Below are 19,056 nucleotides of genomic sequence, written 5' to 3'. Positions count from 1 at the left end.
GATGGACCGGGTCTTCATCGAATATTACGAGGAGGAACTGACCCATATCCGCGGCCTTGCGGCGGAATTCGCCGACATGCATCCGGCAGTGGCGCGCAACCTCTCCCTCGATACGGTGCCCTGCCCGGATCCTTATGTCGAACGGCTGCTGGACGGTGTCGCCTTCCTCGCCGCGCGTACCCGACTAAAGGTCGACGCCGAGCGCTCGCGATTTTCGCGCAGCATGCTCGATGTCCTCTATCCCGATCTCGTCACGCCGGCGCCGGCAACGGCAATGGCGGTGCTGAAACCCGGACAGCAGGTGCAGATCATGCCGGCCGGCCACGTCGTCAAGCGCAACACGCGGCTGGTCTCCAGCCTGCAACCCGGCCTGTCAACGCGCTGCACGTTCTCGACCGCACAGGACATGACCTTATGGCCGATAGCGATCACTTCGGTCAGCTATTTTCAGGACCGCAGCGCGCTGGCGGCGGCCGGCATCGGACCGATTGGTGGCATCGCCGGCGAGGCGGCGCTGCGCCTCGCGCTGACGCGGACCGGAAAAGGCAAACTCGACGAATTGGCGCTCGACCGGCTCGACCTCTATTTTGCTGGACGCACCAAGGCGCCGCTTCTGTTCGACGCCATTTTCGGCGCTTGCGTGGCCATTGGCGCACGACCGGAAGGCAAGACCAACCGGCTGTCGCCCTTGCCGGCACCCGAAATGGTCGGCATCAGCGACGACGAGGCCCTGATGCCGCGCACCCGTCCGACATTCGAAGGGTACCGCCTGCTGCGCGAATATTTCGTCATGCCGGAGCGCTTTCACTATGCGCGGGTCATGGGACTGCAACAGGTGGTGCGCAAATGCGAGGCCGGACTGGAAATCATCTTCCTGTTCCGCCGCCCGGTGCCTGAACTCGCCGACCTGACGCCGGCGGATTTCGAGCTTTTCGCGACGCCGATCATCAATCTGTTCGAGCGTGAGTGCAACGTCGTCGAGCTCGATCAGCGGAAGACGCGGCAGGTGCTGCACGCCGACCGCACGCGGGCGCGCGACTTCGAGATCTATCGGGTCCTGCGCGTCGAGGATGCCGACAGTGAAGGCAGCGACGCCGAGATACCGGAGCTGTTCAGCCTCGGGCAGAACCGCGGCAGCGGCTGGGTATATTCGACGGAGCGGCGTCCACGCCGGGCAACGGAGGATGAACGGCGTGACGGCCTGACCCGCACCTCATACACCGGGGACGACGTTTTCCTGGCCGTATCGCGGCCGCTTGGAAACCCCGCGAACCGGCCGGTGAAGCGTCTCGACATCATGGCGCTTTGCACTAATCGCGACCTGCCGATCCTCGACGACAATCCGACCTTGACGCTGGAGGCCGGTGATCCGGTCGAATCCGTCCGGCTGCTCGGCGCGTTGCGTCCACCGCAGCCGGCCATCCCCGCGGCACTGCCCGCCGGAGCCGATGGTGAATCCCGAGCCGACGATCTCGCCTGGCGACTGGTGGCGCAGCTGGCGCTCAATTTCTTGAGCCTTGCCAAAGACGGCCGCGGCGTTGATCCGCTGCATGCGCTGCTCGATCTTTATGCCGACCGGGGCGATCCAAGCCTTGCCCGCAACGTGCATTCGATCGTGCGCATCGACTCGCGGTCGGTTATCGAGCGACTGCAGATCGACGGGCCGATGTGCTTCGGACGTGGCACCGAAGTGACGCTGCATGTCGATCAGTCGGTGCTGGCCGGGCAAAGCACCTTGCTGCTGTCGGCCTTGCTAGCGCGGCTGTTTGCCCGGCATGCCGGAATAAACGGCTTCGTGCGAACCCGCACGCGGCTGCTGCAGAAGCAGGAGGATGTGCCATGGCCGATGACGCCCGGCAATCGCTACCTGATCTAGACAAGACGCCTGATCTGGACAAGGCCGGCCCGGACCGGGCCGCAGGTCTGTCTGAAGGATTCGACTTTTTTGAACTGCTGCGCCGTCTCGAACAGCGGAGCCGCCTGTTCGGCCATTCCGGAAGCCCCGACCGCGAGCCGGCAAGGCTCGGCCAGCATGTGCGGCTGGCCTTTTCCGCGCGGGACCTGGTGCAATTTCGCGAGGCCAGCGACAAGGCACCGGCCCGGGTCACGGTTGCAAATCTCGGTCTGTTGGGACCCGAGGGGCCAATGCCGCTGCATCTGACGCGCTGGGTGCTCGACCGCCTGTCGCAGCGGTGGTTCGCGGGCGCCGATTCACAGCAGACCAGCGACACCACCTTCGTGGACTTCGTCAACATCCTTCAGCACCGCATGATGGCCCTCTACTACCGCGCCTGGGCGGATGCGCATCCGGCGGTTCAGGTCGAGCGCGCGGTCGGCGGTCGCGTTCGCGCCATGCTTGAAGCGATGGCGGGTATCGGGCTTCCCGGAACCCAGAATCCTGATCTCGACACTGTCAAGCTTCGGCAAGCCGCTTCGCTCGCCAGTCAGATCGATGGTCCGGAACGGCTGACTCTGTTCCTGGCGGAAGCCTTCAGGGTGCCGGTTCAAATCAAGGAATTCATCGCCGCCTGGATAACCATTCCGACCATGCTGCAGACGCGCCTCGCGAAAGCCTATACGGGGCTAGGCCGGGGAGCGACGATCGGCCCGCGCGTGTTCAACCGCCAAAGCAGGATCGAGCTGCGCGTCGGCCCTCTCGGCTTCGACGAGTTCAAGGCGTTCCTGCCGGGAGGTTCGCGCCTCAAACTGTTCAAGCAGGCCGTTCGCGACATGGTCGGGGAGACGCTCGACGTCGACCTGCGCATCGTGCTGGCGCGCGAAGCCGTGCCGCCGCCGCGTATCGGCGCGGTCCAGCTCGGCCGGACCGCCTGGCTTGCGCGGCCCGCCGAAAGGGGCGATGCTGACGATCTGCGGCTGCGGACAATTGTCGGATGGCGGCCGGAAATGGCGGGGGTCGCGGCATGAGCCTGCTGCTGACGCTGGAGCAAGGGCCACGCACCCAGGCGGTACGGCAGACCCGGCTGGACGAAGGCGAGCTGGTGATCGGCCGCAGCGCCGACGCAGGCTGGCAGATCAACGATCCTGACATGTTCGTTTCCCGCGCCCATTGCAGGATCACGGGCGGGCGAGACGGCTACTTCGTCACCGACACGTCGAGCAGCGGACTGTACATAAACGACTCCGACAGCCCGCTCGGTGCCGGCCAGTCGACGCGCCTTCAAAGCGGCATGCGGTTGAGGCTTGGCGACTATGTCGTCCATGTCGAACTGCAGACGCCAACCGCCCAGGCACCGGCAGCAGCCAGCCAGCCGGTTCCCGAACGCCTGCCGCAGGCATCGCGGGGGCCGATAAGCATCGGCGGTGACGACTTCTTTTCCGCCAAGGTCGAGGAAGAGCCGCGACGGCCACGACCGGCCGATCTGCCCAACCCGTTCGAGCAGCCGGTTGCTGGCGCGTTCGAGCGTGCTGCTTCCAGTCAGCGCAGCTCGCCTGCTTTCGATGACCCGTTCAGCCTCGATCCGGTTTCGACGCCTGGTTCGACGGGCGTTGATCCTCATCCCGAAACTGGCAGTGCGGCAAGCTTCGCGGATCCGTTCAGCATAGACCCTGTGCCCTCTCTTAACCGCCCAACTGAACCCGCCGCCGGAAAGCCGTTCGAATTCAATGATGACTTTGGTTTCGGACCAGCGGCCGCTCCAAGTTCGGCAAACGGCGTCGGCTCGAACGGACAGCATGAGCGCATCGCCTCACGACCGCAATCCGCCAATCCCTGGGATCTGCCTGTGCAGGCAGCAGGCGCCGCAGCGCGGACGGGCGCTGCCGCAAAACCTGCCCGCCTGCCGCAAGCGGCGCAACTGGGGGACATGGCGCTTCGCTCCGCATTCCTGCGCGGCATGGGCGTCGAGGAAGCCGATTTCCCCGGACGCGACAGCGTCGCAGAAATGGAGAAATTCGGCCGCGAATACCGCCTGATGATGGAAGGCCTGATGCAGCTTCTTCGCAAGCGGGCCGAGGAAAAGGGCAACGCCCGCGTCGCCCAGACCATGGTCGGGGCATCCGAAGTCAATCCGCTCAAGTTCCTGCCGACGGTCGACGACGCCATCGTCACGCTTATCGCCGAGCGCAGCCCCGGATTTCTCGCCGGCGAAGCGTCAATCGCCGACGCGGTTCGCGATCTCGCGCAACACCACGTGCGCGCCTGGCGCGGCGTGCAGGCCGCTTTGCGACGTATGGTCGACCGTTTTGAGCCGGCGGCGATCGAGCAGGAGCTGAAGTCGAATTCGGCGCTCGGCAACCTGCTTGCGGGCGGGCGCGGCGCCAAGCTGTGGGAGCTTTACCAGAAACGCCATCGTGAAATTGCCGAGAGCGCCGAGAAAAGCTTCCTTGGCGAAATCGGCGCTGATTTTCGGGATGCATATGAGGAGGAGTGAGACATGATCGACCGACGCGAATTTGTCGTTGCCCTGGGCGCGACCGGACTGCTTGCGGCTTGCCAGAGCGGTCCGCCAAAACCATCCGTGGTCACCGTGAAACTGACCGGCGGAGCCGGCATGAACCCGGGACCAGGTGGGGGCGACCGGCCAGTTACAGTCCTCGTGATGCGGCTGAAAAGCACCGGGAAATTCAATTCCGCAGATTATTTTGCGCTGCAGGGGGATGCCGGCACGGCACTCGCGGGCGACCTCATCGGATCGGACCAGATTGCCGTCGGGCCGGGCAAGACCGCGTCCAAGACCATCACGGTCGAGCCGGACGCGACGGCGCTGGGCTTTGTTGCACTTATCCGCGAACCCGGCGGCCGGAACTGGCGGACAACCAAATCAGTGTCGGCGGGATCACAATTTACCATCAACGTCACGCTTGGCAGTGGTGGCATTTCCGCCTAGCGGCCAAGATAAGGGAAGCTCCATGCAGAGAGTAGCGGCATGAGCGATGCAAACAGGGTGCTGTGGTCCGAAGGACTTTTCCTGCGGACCCAGCATTTCCAGCAGCAGGATCGCTTTTTCGAGGCGACGGTGCGCGGCGCGTTGCAGGCCGGGCAGTTGCATACGTTCGGCTTCCAACAGCTGACGCTGGACCAGGCGTTGCTCGACGCCGGCCAGGTCGCCATCCTGTCGGCACGGGGCATCTTCCCGGACGGGACACCTTTCGCCATTCCCGAGATGATGGACGCGCCGCGACCGTTACCGGTCACCCCGGACACGGCCGCCGGACCGGTGCTGGTCGCCTTGCCGCTCGAGCCGCCCGGCGGTGTCGGCTTCGATCCGGCACACGCCGCCGCCTCGGGAGCCCGCTATCACGGGCGGATCGTCTCGGTGCGTGACGCCGTCCAGGGCGGCTCAGACCCTGAAGAAATTGAAATCGCCCGCCCGCAGGCGCTGCTGCTGGCACCCGGCAAGTCGGTCGGTGGCTACACCGCCTTGCCGATCGCCGACCTCAAGGGGGTGCGAGCCGATGGCGGCGTCTCGCTGGACGAGACCTTCCTGCCGCCGACGCTGGTAACCGGCGCGGTGGCCTGGTATCGGCAATTGCTGCTGGAAGTCGTCACCGGCCTCGACCAGATCGCCGAGGCGCATGGCAAGATGGTGATGGGCGGACCGGGGCGCAGCGTCGAAGATTTGCTGATGCTCAACCTCGCCAATGCGGCGCGGCCGCGGCTGGCCCACATGCTGGCGCAGGATGTCTTCCATCCGGCCGAGCTTTACCTGGAACTTGCCGGGCTCGCCGGTTCGATGGCGACCTACGGATCGAGCGCGCGGCGGCTGGGTGAGTTGCCGGCTTACGATCACATGGCGCCCGGCCCCGCCTACATGGCGCTGGCGGATGCGCTACGCTCGCTCATCCTCAGCCTGCGCTACATCGAGCCGAAATCGCGGGCGCTGCCGGTCATGCGGCATTCGACCAATGTGTGGAAGATCCGCATCGACAACCCGAAGCTGCTGGTGGCCAGCCGCATCGTCATCCGCGTCGGTTCGGAGCTGTCGGAAGACGCGCTGCGCAAGATCTTCGTCAATCAGGCGACTGTCGGCTCGGCCGACCAGTTCGAGGGCCTGTGGAAATCGCGTTTGCCCGGCATTCCGCTGAAGCCGCTTCATTCCCAACCGCGAGAGATCCCTTACGACGGCGATCGGCTATGCCTCGAGCTGGACCAGAAGAGCGAGCACTGGGCGTCGCTGCTCGATGCCCCCGGCTTCGTCATCGGCGTTTCGGGCGTGTTGCCAAGCGAGCCGCAGGTGGACTGCTACTCGGTGAACAGGTGAGATGATGAGCCGCGATGATCCTTTCGGACTGTCGGAGGATCGCGAACGCACCCGCATAAGGCTGACCGGCGCGCCGACGCCACGGCCGATGGCACCGCTGCTGCCGGGCGCGGCGATGAAGCGGTCTCGCACCCACCCGAACGCGCTCGTCAACGCATTCGCGCCACTGCTCGAATTCGCGCCCGAGCTTGAAAGCGCGCTGGCGCCGGAGAACCCGGAAGCGTTGCGCACCCGATTGCTCGAAGAACTGGTTCGGGCACGCGACACGGCGATGGCGACCGGCTCCTCGATGGACCGTGCCGACCAGGCAGCCTGGGTGGTGGCGGCGTTGCTCGACGATCTCGCCCTGAACACGCCCTGGGGCGGGGCCAGCGCCTGGCCGCGGCAGCCGCTTGTGGTCATGCTGCGCGGCGATGTCGATGCCGGCACGCAGTTCTTCACGCGTCTCGACGAACTCGAACGCCATCCCAACCGCGATCGCGAATTGCTGGAACTGCAGTATGATTGCATGGCGCTCGGCTTCCGCGGCAAATATCGCGTGCCCGGCCGCTCAGGCGACCGCTCGCTCAACGCCGTTCGCGTGGCGGCGGCACGTTTCCTGCGCGATGCCGACGCCGAGGGCGCGCCGCTGTCGCCAAACTGGAAGGGCGTCATCGCATCCGACGAGCCGCAGCGCTTCATCGTGCCGATCTGGGTGATGGCGCTCGGCGCGGCGGTTGTCGCCACGGCCATCCATATCGGGCTGTCGATGGGGCTGAGCAGCCAGGCGGTCGAGCTTTCGGCCCTTGTGCGCGCGCTGCCGCCGCCTGAACGCGGCGACATCAGCCGGACCTCGCCCAAGGTCGACGCCCCGCCGCCGGAAAGAGTGGATTTTGCGCTGTTGCCGGAATTCCAGGCCGGGGCACCGGCCGACCTCAAATCCGCGCTCAGCGGTACCGAGAGCGTCTCGCTGGCCAAGCTGATCATCCAGGCCTCCAATCCCGAACTGTTCCAGTCGTCGCGGCCGCAACTGAGCGACGGCTTCGAGCCCCTGATTGCTTCGATCGCCAAAGTGATCCTGGCCAATCAGGAGCTGATCGGGAACATCACGGTGATCGGTCATACGGACGGCGTTCCCCTGCAAAAGACAAATCCGCTGTCGACCAACCAGCGGCTGTCGGAGGCGCGCGCCCAGACGATCGCCGACATGCTGGTGCAGAACGGCGTGCCGCAGGACCGCGTCCATTCCGAGGGCCGCGCGGCCACCGATCCGGTGGCCAGCGACAGCACGCGCGAGGGGCGAGCCTTGAACCGCCGCGTCGAGGTGCTCGTCGAAAAGAGGCTGTGAGATGTTCATCCTGCGCTTCCTCTGGGCGGTCCTGACGTCGCGCTGGCTGTGGACGCTGATCGGCATCACGCTGCTGTCGCTGGTCATCTGGGTGTTCGGTCCGATCGTCAGGGTCGGCCCCTATTCGCCCTTCGATTCCGACAATGTGCGCATTGCCATGATCGCGGGGCTGATCATCTTCTGGCTGATCTGGCTGATCGTCGCCCAACGCCGGGCGATCCGCGCCAACCGCATGTTCGTCGCCGAGATCGCCGCGCCAGTTGCGGAGAAGCCCCTCGGGCCTGGTGAAGAGAACGTCGCGGCCGTGGGGGCCAAATTCGCCGAGGTGATGGCCGAACTGAAGCGTCGCAAACTCGGCGGGCGCAAGTTCCTGCGCGAGATGCCGTGGTACGTGATCGTCGGGCCGCCGGCCACCGGCAAGACCACCGCCTTGCGCCAGTCCGGCCTGAACTTTCCGATCGACCTCACCGACGATCTACAAGGCGTCGGCGGCACGCGCAACTGCGACTGGTTCTTTTCTGAAAGCGCGGTTCTGATCGACACTGCCGGCCGCTATGTCCAGCAGGAGAGCCAGCCCGATGTCGACGCGGCGGAATGGCTGGGCTTCCTCGACCTTTTGAAGAAGCATCGCGGCCGCCGCGCGCTCAATGGCGTGATCGTCGCGCTTTCGATCGACGTGCTTTCGGAGGGGGACGAAGCAATCAAGGCACACGGCCGCAAGATCCGCCGCCGGCTGGCCGAGCTCAACGACCGGCTCGAAATCCGCCTCCCGGTCTATCTCATGCTGACCAAGGCCGACCTGATCAAGGGGTTCGAGGCCTTCTTCGGCGGCTTGTCGACCGCCTCGCGCGAACAGGTCTGGGGAACGACCTTCGCGCTGGATGCGCGTGTCGATGCCAAGACCATCGAACGCGAAATTTCGACGCTGGCGACGGAGTTGGAGCGGCGACTGGTGCCGCGCCTGGAGGACGAAGACAAGCTCGCCGCCCGCGCCGAGATCTTCAGGTTCCCTGCCCAGCTGTCCAGCCTGTCCGAACCGATCCAGGTGCTGGTCGAGGCGATGTTCGGCGAAAGCCGGTATGAAGAAGCCGCCTGGCTGCGCGGCCTCTATCTGACATCGGCGACGCAGGAAGGGGCCCCCATCGACCGGCTGACCGCGGCGCTGTCGTCGTCCTTCGGCCTGCCGCCGCGGCGGGCCCTGCCCGCGCAAAGGGTCGAGAAACGCAGCTTCTTCCTGAAGAACCTGCTCACCGACGTCATCTTCAGGGAAGCCGGCCTCGGCACCTTCGACCCGCTGGCGCAGCGCCGCCGCGCCTGGATCTGGCGCGGTGCCGCGGCCGCTTGTGCTGCGGCCGCCTTGCTGGCGGGCGGGCTGTTCACCTGGTCCTATTTCGACAACCGCAACGCGATCACGGCGCAGGCAAGCCAGTTCGAAGCGCTGCAAACCCCGCTGACCGCAACTGCCGCAAATCCGGCATCGGTGCAGCAGCCGGCCATAGACGGCGCGCTCGAGGCGATGGATGCGGTCGCGAATGCCCGGACAGCACCGCCGGGCGCGCCCCAGGATCTGCTCGGGCCGTCGGCCTCGGCCGAACTGGTGCGGGCACAGACCGACACCTACGACCATGCGCTCCGCAACGTGCTTGAGCCGCGCATGGTGGCGCTGCTCGAGGCGACCATGTGGCGGCAGATCCGCGATCCGGATTTCATGCTCGGCGCATTGAAGACCTATCGCATGATGACGGGCCTGTCGCAGATGGACCCCGATTTCGCCCAGAACTGGTGGGTGAACAGCCTGCCGGAATTCGCGGCCGCGGCACCCTTTCCGACCGCCGATGCCGAAGAGCATCAGCTTGCCGCCATCCGCCGCATGGCGGTCGACGAAAGCTACGTCGCGCCCGACCAGGCGCTGGTCGCCGAAGCGCTGAAAACGGTGTGCACGATCTCGTTGCCGGCACGTGCCTACAAGCAGCTGCTGGCCGATCCTGAGGTGGCCGGGCTCAAGGAGTGGATCCCCGCCAATTTCGCCGGCCCCAATGGCGGCAAGGTGTTTGCGCGGCGCTCCGACAAGACGCTTCGCGTCGGCATTTCCGGAGCCTTCACCTATGCCGGCTTCCACGACGCCATTCTCGACCGCATCGACGATGTCGCCGCCCAGGCAGCGCTCGATCGCGCGGTTTTCGCCGGCGGTTGCTCGGAGAATTCCGAGACCTCGGTCTCGGCGCTGTCCGAGGATATTCTAAAACTCTACTATGACGACTACATCGCGCAATGGGACAGCTTCCTGCGCGACATGCGGCTCGCGCCCTTGACCGATCTCAATGTCGCCAGCGAAAACCTGAAGGATCTCTCGAGTGCGGATTCAGCGCTGAAGCGGCTCTTGACCGCAGTCGTTCAGGAGACCGAACTGACGCGTTCCGACGACGCGCCCGCCGACAACAAGGCAGCGGCCAAGGGCGCCTCGAAACTGCTCGGCAAGCTGGGAAAACTCGGCAAGCTGGCGACAAGCGGTGCGAAACTGCTGCCCCGCGCCGGCTCGGCCACCGAGGTGGACCTGACCGGCAATCTGGTGGCCGAACATTTCAAACCGCTGAAGAGCACCATTGCCGAGGTCGACGGCCAGTCGCCGGCGCTCGATGCCGCCGTTGTCGCGCTGACCGCGCTGTCGAACGTGCTGCAGACGGTCACCGCCAACCCCAATCCGCAGGATGCCATCAAGAAGCAGGGCGGCCTTGCCGAGCTGACGGGCGCGGTCGCCAGGCAAGCGCAGATCCTGCCCGACCCTATCAACGTCTGGCTTAGCGGCATTGCCGGCGACACCAGCAATTTGACGCAGAAGGCGGTCACTTCGGAGCTCAACGCCATCTGGCGCGCGGACATACTGCCGTTCTGCCAGGCGGCGCTGAACGACCGCTATCCATTCAGCGCCGACAGCGCGGTCGACGTCAATGTGCGTGATTTCGCCCGCCTGTTCGGACCGGCCGGGCTGATCGACGGTTTCATCAACGACCATTTGATCAACTATGTCGACACCACCAGCCAGCCGTGGAAATGGCGCGCCGATTTCGGCCTCGATCCGTCGGCGCTGGCGGCGTTCGAGCAGGCCAGGCATATCCGCGACGATCTCTTTCCCGGTGGTACCGGACCGGTAATGAGCTTCACGCTCGAACCGAAGGACCTGTCTCCGAACGTCACGCGCGTGACGCTCAATCTCGATGGCCAGACCCTCGTCTATTTCAACAATGCGACGCGGCCGCAACCGATGACGTGGCCGGGCAAGGACGGCACCGGGGTCATTTCGCTCGCCTTCCAGCCGATCGACGGTTCGCCCGAAATCATGCTCAACGAGACCGGGAGCTGGGCGTGGCTGCGGATGCTGCGCAACGGCCGTTTCGCCGGCACGTCGCTGTCAGATGTCTACAGCCTGCGCCTGGGCACGAAGGGAATGTGGGCCGATTTCGAACTCAAGGCTGCCAGCGTCGAGAACCCCTACAATCTCCAGATGTTCAAGAAATTCTCATGTCCGCCGCAGATATGACCGTGCCCGGCTTCTACGGCAAAATGCCCGCCACCGGCGACTTCGTGACGCGGCGGCTGCCGGGCGACTTTGTTCGCGACTGGGACCGCTGGCTGGCGCAACATCTCGTGCCGCTGTTTGGCCCGGAAATTTGGCCAAGCACAACCGCGCTGCGCTTTCTGGCTGGCCCGGCTTCCTTCGGCGCATCGGTGGGCATCATCGTGCAAAGCGCCGACAGGGTCGGCAGGAAGTTTCCTTTGAGCGTCGTCGCGCAGCTCGTCGAAGCTCCCGTTTTGCTGGCTGACGCCGACGCGTGGTTTTCCCAGATCGAAGCGGCGGCCATCGCCGCCCAGAACGGCGAGCTGACGCCAGACGAACTGGATGCCGCGCTGGCCGGGCTGCCGGTGCCATCAGTCGAGCCGGGTGAAGAAGTCATCGGCGGCATGGTGATGTGGACAGCCCGTTCGGACATTTTCGACATCGATCCACAATCGCCACAAACGATGCTGGAACAAATCCTCGCCGCCAGCTGGGAGACCAGCTGATGCGGATCTGGAACCAGATGGGTTACCGGCACGAGTTCAGCGTGAGCGCCGACACGACCGGGCGTGAGTGGGTCGTCGTGGTGGTCAAGGGCACGTTCGACTTTCCCGCGACGCCCGGCGGGCTGGTGCAAAGATCGGCAGAACAGGTGCCGCTGGTTTTTGCCGACACGCAAACCGGTGAACCCGGCTACTCCGCCACGCTATGGGAAACCGATTTCGCCTTCCGCAAACCGCGCTGCGACGTGATCGCCAATGGCTTCGCCTACGCGCCGGGCGGGCGGCGGGCCGAGCGCGTGCCGGTCGGCATCAAGATTGGCAACTGGTCAAAACTGTTCGAGGTCGTCGGCCACCGCGAATGGCGCGCCATCGGCCCGGTTTTTACCGCCACATCGCCGCAACCCTTCCTGAAACTGCCCATTTCCTATGACGTCGCCTGGGGTGGCGTCGACAGGCTGGATGCGGAGGACAAGCTGCCGGCCAGCTACAAATACAACCCGGTCGGCACCGGCTGGTCGCGCACCAGGAACCAGCGCCTCATCCCCGGGCTGCGGCTGCCGAATACGCAAGCGGTTGGCGAAGAGATCCGCTCGCCATTCGGCGACTACAAGCCGATGAGCTTTGGCCCGATGGGCCGCGGTTGGCCGGGCCGGATCGAATATGGCGGCACCTATGACGACAACTGGGCCAACAACATTTTCCCGTTTCTGCCGCCGGACTTCGACGAACGCTACTTCCAGGTGGCCCCGTCCGACCAGCAAATCGATCCGCCGCGCGGTGGCGAGGAAATGCAGCTCATCAATTTGACACCAAGGGGGCGCGAACATTTCAGAATGCCAGCCACGGCCATCAAGGTTGCAATGTTCAAGGGCGACACCAAGGCATTCGAGGCCGATATTCATCCGGACACTGTTTTGTTCGACACCGAAAATCGGCGCTTTTCATTGGTCTGGCGTGTGTCGCAACGCCTCCAGCGCACGATCCTCGACTTTACCGAATGCTGGGTCGGGCCGCCGACGCCAGGCATGCTCCACGCCAAAGCCGTCAAGAAGCCATATGTGCGGCCGATCGCGGAACCGATTCAGCCGGAGGCAGAGGACGCATGACGGCTGCGCTCGACATCGTGGCGACCGGGATGGTGACGGCTGTCGGCCTTGATGCGCCGTCGTCTTGTGCGGCGCTCCGCGCACGCCTGGACGGCTTCAAGGAGACGCAGTACGCCGATGATGAAGGCGAGTGGCTGCTTGGCTCCCCTGTCACCATGCCACGAAAATGGATCGGCCAGAAACGTATGACGCATATGCTGGCGGCTGCGATAAGCGAGATATGCACGCAAGCGCGCGAACGGACGCCGATGTTGTTGTGCCTTCCGGAGGCGTCGCGGCCTGGTTCACCCGTCCAGGATGCCTCCGCGTTCTTGCGGAATGTATGTGCGATCCTTGAGATGGCCGTCGACCCACGATCGCGCACCATATCGCATGGCCGGCCATCCGGTCTGGTGGCACTTGAACAGGCGCGCCGGCTGCTGGCCGAAGGGGGAACCTCAGCAGTCATTGTTGCAGGGGTGGACAGCTACCTCACTCCCGAGGCGATAGGCTTCTATCTGGCGAACCGTCGCTTGCTGGCCACCAACAATCCGAACGGTTTTATTCCCGGCGAGGCCGCGGCCGCTGTGCTGTGCACCCATGCTGGTCATGGATCCGGACTGAGGCTGCACGGTCTGGGCCTCGCCCGAGAGAATGCATACATCTACAACGAGGCTGACGAACCGCTGCGCGGGGACGGATTGACGACCGCCTACCGGCACGCACTCAAGGAGGCCGGCATTGAGATGAACCAGTTGGGGTTCCGTATTTCGGACCTTATCGGCGAGCAGTACTGGTTCAAGCAAACGGCCCTGGCAAGCCTTCGGCTCGTGCGAGGTGCCCATGACTTTCAGGACCTGTGGTCGCCGGGTGAATCGCTTGGAAATATCGGAGCGGCGGCGGTGCCGGTGATGATCGGCATGGCCTTCGCGGCGGCAAGGAAGGGCTACGCGGCCGGCAATCCGGTCCTGATCGAGGCGTCCGAAGATTCCGGCGCGTGCGGCGCAGCCATCTTCGCTGCGAGGCTGCATAGATGACGGTCTACGCCAACAGTCTCGAAGTCGCCTGCAAGGCGCAGGGCAACAAGGTCATAGCGGCCTTTCCCGATGTCTGCTTCACGCCGCCGGAGAATCCGGCAACGCCCCCTGGCATTCCTATTCCCTATCCTTCTTTCGGCTTCGACAGCGACACGGACAAGGGCACCAGCACCGTCAAGATCGGCGGCCAGACGATCACGCAGAAAAACAAATCCTACTACACCAAGACAAGCGGCACGGAAGCGGGCTGCGCGACCAAGAAAGGCATCATCACATCGAAGAATACCGGCAAGGAGTACGCCGTCGCCTGGTCGAGCAATGTCAAGGCCGACGGCGAGCCCGTCAACCGGATGACGGACCTGTCGACCAACAATCACGCTTCACCGCAGGGAAATACGCTGACCTTTCCGAAACTGGCCACCGGCGCCGGAGTCATCTACAGCACGGAAAAATGCCTGATTGGCTCCTATGACGCGATCGCGGCGGTCTGCAACGACAATGGCGGCGAGGCACATCATATCGTACCGGACAAGTGTTTCCGAACGGGCAGTCGGGCGAACGCGGATGTTGCATCGACGCGCATCGCCAATGCTCCGACACTTGGAGAGGGGGTATGCATCTGTCTCAGTCCTGATGATCACGAACGGATTCATGAGGCTGACCGTGAACAGATCGTTACGCTGGGCCGGCCCGGTCTGGCCAAACTCAAAGGCAAAAAACTAGCGGATGCGAAAGCCAAGTTGAAAGGGCAGGGCAAACTCGGCGTTGCGCCGATGAGCAAGATTACCGAAGCAACCATTTCATGTCTTGACGACCTTCAGGACCTCAATGCGAATTGCATCAAGAAGGCAAAGGAAGCGGTTGAGGCGCAGCAAAGCGCATTCGCGGCCAGCCAGAAGGGCAGAACCTCCAACCCATTGCCCGGCAAGGAAGCCAAGAAGACGATGAAGCCGCCAAAGCCCAGAAGATAGACCGACACGCCAGGAGTACGCAGATGAAGATTCGAGCATCGGGCTACATTGCTCCAGATCTTATCGCCGCGGTCCCAACCGAGCTCGACGACGAGGATCCGTATTCGCGTTTCCTCATGTTTCAGGACACGACAGAGCAACAGGTCGCGGATGTCGACATCCCGCGAACAGTCGTTTCCGTCTGCGCCTACCCATTCGAGAGCGACAACGAGAATGTGTTCGTCGCTCTGACCAATGAGGGCGACCTCTACTTTCTTACCGAGGACGTGGACTACGAAAAGATCCCCGGTGCCGGCGTCCTCAGCGAGGATGCCGAGGATCTCGGCTCGACGCTTGGCATCACCCAAAAAGCGGGCATCCTCTATGTTTGCGGCGACGGTTCCCAAGTCTATTTCAGACCAAGGAAGGATGAATGGGTCCGGATTTGCGAGCGTGACGTCGATGGGATGGCAAACAATTTCCTGGAGGGCATCGCCGCGATCAGCCCGAACAAACTGGCGGTCTGCGGATACACCCACAGCCGCCCCAAGCATGCCGCGCGAGGTTGCCTCTACTTCTACAACGACGGGGAATGGGGCCAGGCAGAACTCCCAAACAATCAGTCCTTGTATGATCTTGTCTTTGTGGACGCATCGCGGCTTGTTGCCGTGGGCGGCGGCGGTACTATTGTTACGGGAACAGGACCTGGCACGATGGAGGACGCCTCCGTCGAAGGTTTACTCGAGAAGTTCCTCCGTATCCGCTTCGACAGCTCGAAACTCTACGTGTTGGGCAAGACAGCAATCTTCATATTCGACACCAAGCTGAACCTGTTGGACACCCTACCCCTGCCCGCCGAGTATCGCAGCCCGAAGAACATCGAGGTCAAGCAAGGCATCATCTGGTACTTCGATCGTGAAGGCTTGGCTCGCCACGACGGCACGGGCTGGACCCTCATGCCTGTGCCTCCCGAACTCCTCGAAAGATCGGAATAGTCTGCCTCGGGACGTTACCCGTGGAGGGTCGCCTCAGGCCTTTCCCAAATTGACTTCGATAAAGCGCTGCACCTTGGCAAGATCAAGGTCGATGATGCGGATCGGCTTATGAGCGGAGAGCATCTGAACCACGAACAGTTCTCCCGCTTCCGGGAATTCTTCGAAGCGCTGTTGCGCGATCTTTCGGCCGGCCTCACCCGCGACCCTGGCTCCATCGAGAAACGCTTCAAGGCGCTCTATCAACCTCGCAAGGCGCTCATCATCCATGTCCGGGTTTTCATCAGGATGCAGCAAATGGTAATGGTACACCGTCCACAGGAAGGCTGCCTGTTCCACATGCTGCCGCACGATCTCGTAAAGGATTGGTGCCGGCATCAGTTCAGATTCACGGAGCCGCCGCGGATTCGATTGGCCGCGCTGGCGTGGCTGGTGACATAGGTTCCCCGGATGGTGATGTGGCCATCCTTCTCCATGATAATTACGGACTTGCCGCAACGCAGTTCGATGCGCTCATTGCCGACAATGTGGACCAATTCACCGTCGCGCACGATCTGCTGCGCGTGAGCCCGACGCGAAGGCTCCACAAGTTTACCCACGATCAGCGGGTGCAAGGGATCGCCCTCCTGAAAGAGCAGCGCAACTTCAGCGCCGATCATGCTGGCGTCGAGCTTGGTCAGACTTCGCGCGGCGATCGCTGTCTCGACAGGGTTTCCAGGAAAGACCACCAGCGGCGATGTGTCGTCAAATCCCAGGAAAATGCCGATCACGACACCATCGATGCGATCACGAACTTCGGCCATGCTTCGTCCCTCTAATTCTGGTGGATCTTGCTGCCCTTGAATTTGATATCGCCGGATGCCTTGCCGCTGATCTTTCCGGAAGCATCAATGGAAATATCCTTGCCATTGATGTTGATCGTCCCATCCTTCTTCATGATGATTTCCGCACTTCCGCACTTCAGCGTGATCGAGTCCTTCGCCTCAAGCGTATAATTCTTGCCTACGTTGAAGGCCGAGTCGTCGGCGATCTGGACCAGGCTCTTTTTTCCGACCTTCAGCTCATGTGCGCCCGCCACCTGTGTGCTGTCGTCGGCGCCTATCTCTGTCTTGCGGGTCTTGGTGATCTCGGCCATCTGGGCGCCGCCAATTTTTATGCCCTGGTCCGCGCCGATCTCGATGCTCTGGCTGGCGGATATGTTCCAGCTGTCGCTGGCCCCTATCGTATGGCTCTGCGCCGCGCCGACCGTGACCGACCGTGTCGCACCGATTGTATTTTCTTGCGGGCCGCCAACGCTTCGTGTCTCGGACGCGCCGACCGTATCGATGCGGGCAGCGCCAACAGTCACCGTCTGGACAATCCCCACGGTTTGCGAGTGGTTGGAGCCGATCGTCTCCGTCGAGTTCGAACCGATGCCTATCGTCTCGTTTGACCCCACCGTCAGCGACCGGTTCTTGCCCACCGTCTCGGTGTCATTCGAGCCGATATTCGTGGTCTGGTCGACGCCGACCTTGACCGTCTTGTTGTTGCCGACGTCCTCGTCGAGGTTGTGGCCGACGGAATGCTTGGCATCGTGGTCGATGCGGTCGGACTGGTCGTGCTGGACGAGCTTGGTGCGGTCGTGCTTGATGAGAAGGTTGTGGTCCTTCTGCGCCTGGAAGTTGACCAGTTCGGAACCGGCCTTGTCCTCGAACATCAGCTCGTTGTAACCGCCGCCGCCTTTCGAGGAGTTGGATTTCCAACCCGATTGCGTTGCGTTGCCCGGCAAGCCGTAAGGCGGCATCTGCGAGGCGTTGTAGACTCTGCCGGTGATGATCGGCAGGTCGGGATCGCCTTCGAGGAAGTCGACGATCACCTCCTGGCCGATGCGCGGTATCTGGATGAAGCCCCAGCCGCTGCCGGCCCAGGTCTGCGAGACACGCACGAAGCAGGAACTGTTTTCGTTCTTCTTGCCCAGGCGGTCCCAGTGGAACTGCACCTTCACCCGGGCATATTTGTCGGTGAATATCTCCTCGCCTGAAGGCCCGACCACCGTCGCCGTCTGCGGCCCGCGCATGATCGGCCGCGCCGTGATCCGCGGAGGGCGATAGGGTAAGGCAGTTGGCGCGACACCCAGCACGACCTTGTAATTCTCGCTGTGGGCCTCGTTCTGGGTTCTGTAGCCGGGATCGAACAGCCTGTATTCGGCGCTGACCACCAGATACTCCTGGTTCTGGTCATCGCGCGGAAAGCTTTCCAGCTTGAAGGTGCAGCCGGAATGGAGGCCGCGCACGGTTCCGACCGCGGTGATGCGCTGGTGCACGGCCTGGAGTTCCTCGCGCCGGATACCGGCCAGGGTGTCGCCGCGTCCGACATCAAGATGTGCCCCTGGCTGGCGATAATTCTCGCCGGAGGCTTCTTTGTGGCTGAACGGCTGGGCGGACTTCGCCATCAGATCGGCGCCCGGCTTCTTGAAATCATAGTCAGTGTGAGCATAGGCTCCCGGCCGCACCGAACTGCCCGGAATCCATTCGGTGATGTATTCGACGTCGCGCCGCGAGCCCTGTCCCTCGAAATTATAAGGTATCTTCTCGTAGCCCGGCGCCGGCTTCAGCTTGCTCATCGCGTCGCACAGAACGAGCGTGTGCTTGCCCTCGTCATGCTCGAAGAAATAGAAGATGCCTTCGTGCTCGAGCAGGCGCTGCACGAAATCGAGATCGCTCTCATCGTACTGCACGCAGTATTCGCGCGACGGGTACGACCCTTGCAACCGCTTCTCGAATTTCGCCGTTCCGTATTTCGAGAAGATCTTTTCGACGATCTCGACCGCGGTCATGTTTTGAAAGATCCGGCAATCGGTGGTGTTGCCGAGAAACCAGAGCCAAGGCCTGACGACCGCTTCGTAGTAGGCCAGCCGGTCCTCGATGCGCGTCAGGCGAAATTCGGACACAAGGCCGCTGAACCACCGTTTCGGATCGGATTCGCCTTCGACCGAAACCCCGCCCCCCAGCATCTTCGCCGGGTCGATGTCGGAACTGGGTCCGACGAACCCGACCGTATAGGCAAAGCAGCGGCTGATCTCGTCGCGGCCGACAAGATGCGTGAAGGTCAGCTCGGCGCCGACCGGTGTCTGCACAACCGTGGCACGTTCGTTCGGCATGGGTCGTGCCCCTCCTGGACGCGGCCGCCGGCGCGGTGGATTTGAAGTTCCCGCCATCTCATCAGGAACTTTTCAGGCCCGCCGCCCCAGGCCATGTTGAGCCTACCACATATTGTCCCGCTGGCCAAAGAGGGACGCCCGCGGAAAACCTTAACCTGTCCATGCATCGCCTCGAAACGCCGCTGTCCTGTTGGATGTGCAAACTGCTAGAATGTGGAGTATCGGTCAGTGTTCGACGGCGATCCT

15 protein-coding genes are annotated in these 19,056 nt (G+C 63.3%); 12 read left to right on the top strand and 3 right to left on the bottom strand.

The window, feature by feature from the left end; translation table 11 throughout:
* Nucleotide 1: 1 nt before the first annotated feature.
* The 12 genes from tssF to EOA16_RS01040 are packed head-to-tail and all read left to right on the top strand — an operon-like array spanning nucleotide 2 to nucleotide 15,674.
* Nucleotides 2–1,876 carry a type VI secretion system baseplate subunit TssF gene (tssF, locus tag EOA16_RS01095; RefSeq protein WP_127254942.1) on the top strand — a complete coding sequence of 625 codons (1,875 nt, stop codon included), beginning with the start codon at nucleotides 2–4 and terminating at the stop codon, nucleotides 1,874–1,876.
* Complete coding sequence (gene tssG, locus EOA16_RS01090) at nucleotides 1,840–2,925, top strand: type VI secretion system baseplate subunit TssG (RefSeq protein ID WP_127254941.1); 1,086 nt, start codon at nucleotides 1,840–1,842, stop codon at nucleotides 2,923–2,925. Before tssF ends, tssG begins: the two co-directional genes overlap by 37 nt.
* Nucleotides 2,922–4,391: a type VI secretion system-associated FHA domain protein TagH gene (gene tagH, locus EOA16_RS01085; RefSeq protein WP_127254939.1), complete on the top strand. Its 1,470-nt coding sequence runs from the start codon at nucleotides 2,922–2,924 to the stop codon at nucleotides 4,389–4,391. The genes tssG and tagH overlap by 4 nt, the downstream gene beginning before the upstream one ends.
* A 3-nt stretch (nucleotides 4,392–4,394) precedes the next feature.
* A complete protein-coding gene (gene tssJ / locus EOA16_RS01080) occupies nucleotides 4,395–4,847 on the top strand; it encodes a type VI secretion system lipoprotein TssJ (protein WP_127254937.1) in 453 nt (150 codons plus the stop codon).
* 39 nt (nucleotides 4,848–4,886) lie between these two features.
* Nucleotides 4,887–6,221 (top strand): type VI secretion system baseplate subunit TssK, encoded by a 1,335-nt coding sequence (gene tssK, locus EOA16_RS01075; protein WP_127254935.1) that lies wholly within the window; start codon nucleotides 4,887–4,889, stop codon nucleotides 6,219–6,221.
* A gap of 4 nt (nucleotides 6,222–6,225) precedes the next feature.
* A complete protein-coding gene (gene icmH, locus EOA16_RS01070; protein WP_127254933.1) occupies nucleotides 6,226–7,548 on the top strand; it encodes a type IVB secretion system protein IcmH/DotU in 1,323 nt (440 codons plus the stop codon).
* 1 nt (nucleotide 7,549) lies between these two features.
* The gene (gene tssM, locus EOA16_RS01065; protein WP_127254931.1) at nucleotides 7,550–11,086 is read left to right on the top strand and encodes a type VI secretion system membrane subunit TssM; all 3,537 of its coding nucleotides are present in this window, start codon (nucleotides 7,550–7,552) and stop codon (nucleotides 11,084–11,086) included.
* A complete protein-coding gene (tagF, locus tag EOA16_RS01060) occupies nucleotides 11,068–11,610 on the top strand; it encodes a type VI secretion system-associated protein TagF (protein WP_245455817.1) in 543 nt (180 codons plus the stop codon). The genes tssM and tagF overlap by 19 nt, the downstream gene beginning before the upstream one ends.
* Nucleotides 11,610–12,713 (top strand): DUF2169 domain-containing protein, encoded by a 1,104-nt coding sequence (locus EOA16_RS01055; protein ID WP_127254930.1) that lies wholly within the window; start codon nucleotides 11,610–11,612, stop codon nucleotides 12,711–12,713. Before tagF ends, EOA16_RS01055 begins: the two co-directional genes overlap by 1 nt.
* Nucleotides 12,710–13,729 (top strand): beta-ketoacyl synthase N-terminal-like domain-containing protein, encoded by a 1,020-nt coding sequence (locus EOA16_RS01050; protein WP_127254928.1) that lies wholly within the window; start codon nucleotides 12,710–12,712, stop codon nucleotides 13,727–13,729. The genes EOA16_RS01055 and EOA16_RS01050 overlap by 4 nt, the downstream gene beginning before the upstream one ends.
* Complete coding sequence (locus EOA16_RS01045) at nucleotides 13,726–14,700, top strand: DUF4150 domain-containing protein (RefSeq protein WP_127254926.1); 975 nt, start codon at nucleotides 13,726–13,728, stop codon at nucleotides 14,698–14,700. Before EOA16_RS01050 ends, EOA16_RS01045 begins: the two co-directional genes overlap by 4 nt.
* A gap of 23 nt (nucleotides 14,701–14,723) precedes the next feature.
* The gene (locus EOA16_RS01040; protein ID WP_127254924.1) at nucleotides 14,724–15,674 is read left to right on the top strand and encodes a hypothetical protein; all 951 of its coding nucleotides are present in this window, start codon (nucleotides 14,724–14,726) and stop codon (nucleotides 15,672–15,674) included.
* Between the two features lie 33 nt (nucleotides 15,675–15,707).
* Here the strand turns inward: EOA16_RS01040 and EOA16_RS01035 are convergent, their stop codons facing one another.
* From EOA16_RS01035 to tssI, 3 genes are read right to left on the bottom strand one after another with little or no spacing between them, the layout of a single operon-like run.
* Nucleotides 15,708–16,049, bottom strand: a complete 342-nt coding sequence (locus EOA16_RS01035; protein WP_127254923.1) for a hypothetical protein — start codon at nucleotides 16,047–16,049, stop codon at nucleotides 15,708–15,710.
* Complete coding sequence (locus EOA16_RS01030; RefSeq protein ID WP_127254921.1) at nucleotides 16,049–16,474, bottom strand: DUF6484 domain-containing protein; 426 nt, start codon at nucleotides 16,472–16,474, stop codon at nucleotides 16,049–16,051. Before EOA16_RS01030 ends, EOA16_RS01035 begins: the two co-directional genes overlap by 1 nt.
* Before the next feature lie 11 nt (nucleotides 16,475–16,485).
* Nucleotides 16,486–18,810 carry a type VI secretion system tip protein TssI/VgrG gene (tssI, locus tag EOA16_RS01025; RefSeq protein ID WP_127254919.1) on the bottom strand — a complete coding sequence of 775 codons (2,325 nt, stop codon included), beginning with the start codon at nucleotides 18,808–18,810 and terminating at the stop codon, nucleotides 16,486–16,488.
* Nucleotides 18,811–19,056 lie beyond the last annotated feature (246 nt).

Origin of the sequence: Mesorhizobium sp. M7A.F.Ca.US.008.03.1.1 (assembly GCF_003997495.1) — a bacterium.
GTDB lineage: Bacteria > Pseudomonadota > Alphaproteobacteria > Rhizobiales > Rhizobiaceae > Mesorhizobium.
This window is presented reverse-complemented; position numbering and strand designations above follow the sequence as displayed.

Excerpts from the sequence above, each read along its gene's own strand:
- icmH (WP_127254933.1), top strand. The coding sequence starts at position 6,226 with ATGAGCCGCGATGATCCTTTCGGACTGTCGGAGGATCGCGAACGCACC.
- EOA16_RS01030 (WP_127254921.1), bottom strand. The coding sequence starts at position 16,474 with ATGGCCGAAGTTCGTGATCGCATCGATGGTGTCGTGATCGGCATTTTC.
- tssM (WP_127254931.1), top strand. The coding sequence starts at position 7,550 with ATGTTCATCCTGCGCTTCCTCTGGGCGGTCCTGACGTCGCGCTGGCTG.
- EOA16_RS01040 (WP_127254924.1), top strand. The coding sequence starts at position 14,724 with ATGAAGATTCGAGCATCGGGCTACATTGCTCCAGATCTTATCGCCGCG.
- tssI (WP_127254919.1), bottom strand. The coding sequence starts at position 18,810 with ATGCCGAACGAACGTGCCACGGTTGTGCAGACACCGGTCGGCGCCGAG.
- EOA16_RS01045 (WP_127254926.1), top strand. The coding sequence starts at position 13,726 with ATGACGGTCTACGCCAACAGTCTCGAAGTCGCCTGCAAGGCGCAGGGC.
- tssF (WP_127254942.1), top strand. The coding sequence starts at position 2 with ATGGACCGGGTCTTCATCGAATATTACGAGGAGGAACTGACCCATATC.
- EOA16_RS01050 (WP_127254928.1), top strand. The coding sequence starts at position 12,710 with ATGACGGCTGCGCTCGACATCGTGGCGACCGGGATGGTGACGGCTGTC.
- tssJ (WP_127254937.1), top strand. The coding sequence starts at position 4,395 with ATGATCGACCGACGCGAATTTGTCGTTGCCCTGGGCGCGACCGGACTG.
- tagF (WP_245455817.1), top strand. The coding sequence starts at position 11,068 with ATGTCCGCCGCAGATATGACCGTGCCCGGCTTCTACGGCAAAATGCCC.
- EOA16_RS01035 (WP_127254923.1), bottom strand. The coding sequence starts at position 16,049 with ATGCCGGCACCAATCCTTTACGAGATCGTGCGGCAGCATGTGGAACAG.
- tagH (WP_127254939.1), top strand. The coding sequence starts at position 2,922 with ATGAGCCTGCTGCTGACGCTGGAGCAAGGGCCACGCACCCAGGCGGTA.
- tssK (WP_127254935.1), top strand. The coding sequence starts at position 4,887 with ATGAGCGATGCAAACAGGGTGCTGTGGTCCGAAGGACTTTTCCTGCGG.
- tssG (WP_127254941.1), top strand. The coding sequence starts at position 1,840 with ATGGCCGATGACGCCCGGCAATCGCTACCTGATCTAGACAAGACGCCT.
- EOA16_RS01055 (WP_127254930.1), top strand. The coding sequence starts at position 11,610 with ATGCGGATCTGGAACCAGATGGGTTACCGGCACGAGTTCAGCGTGAGC.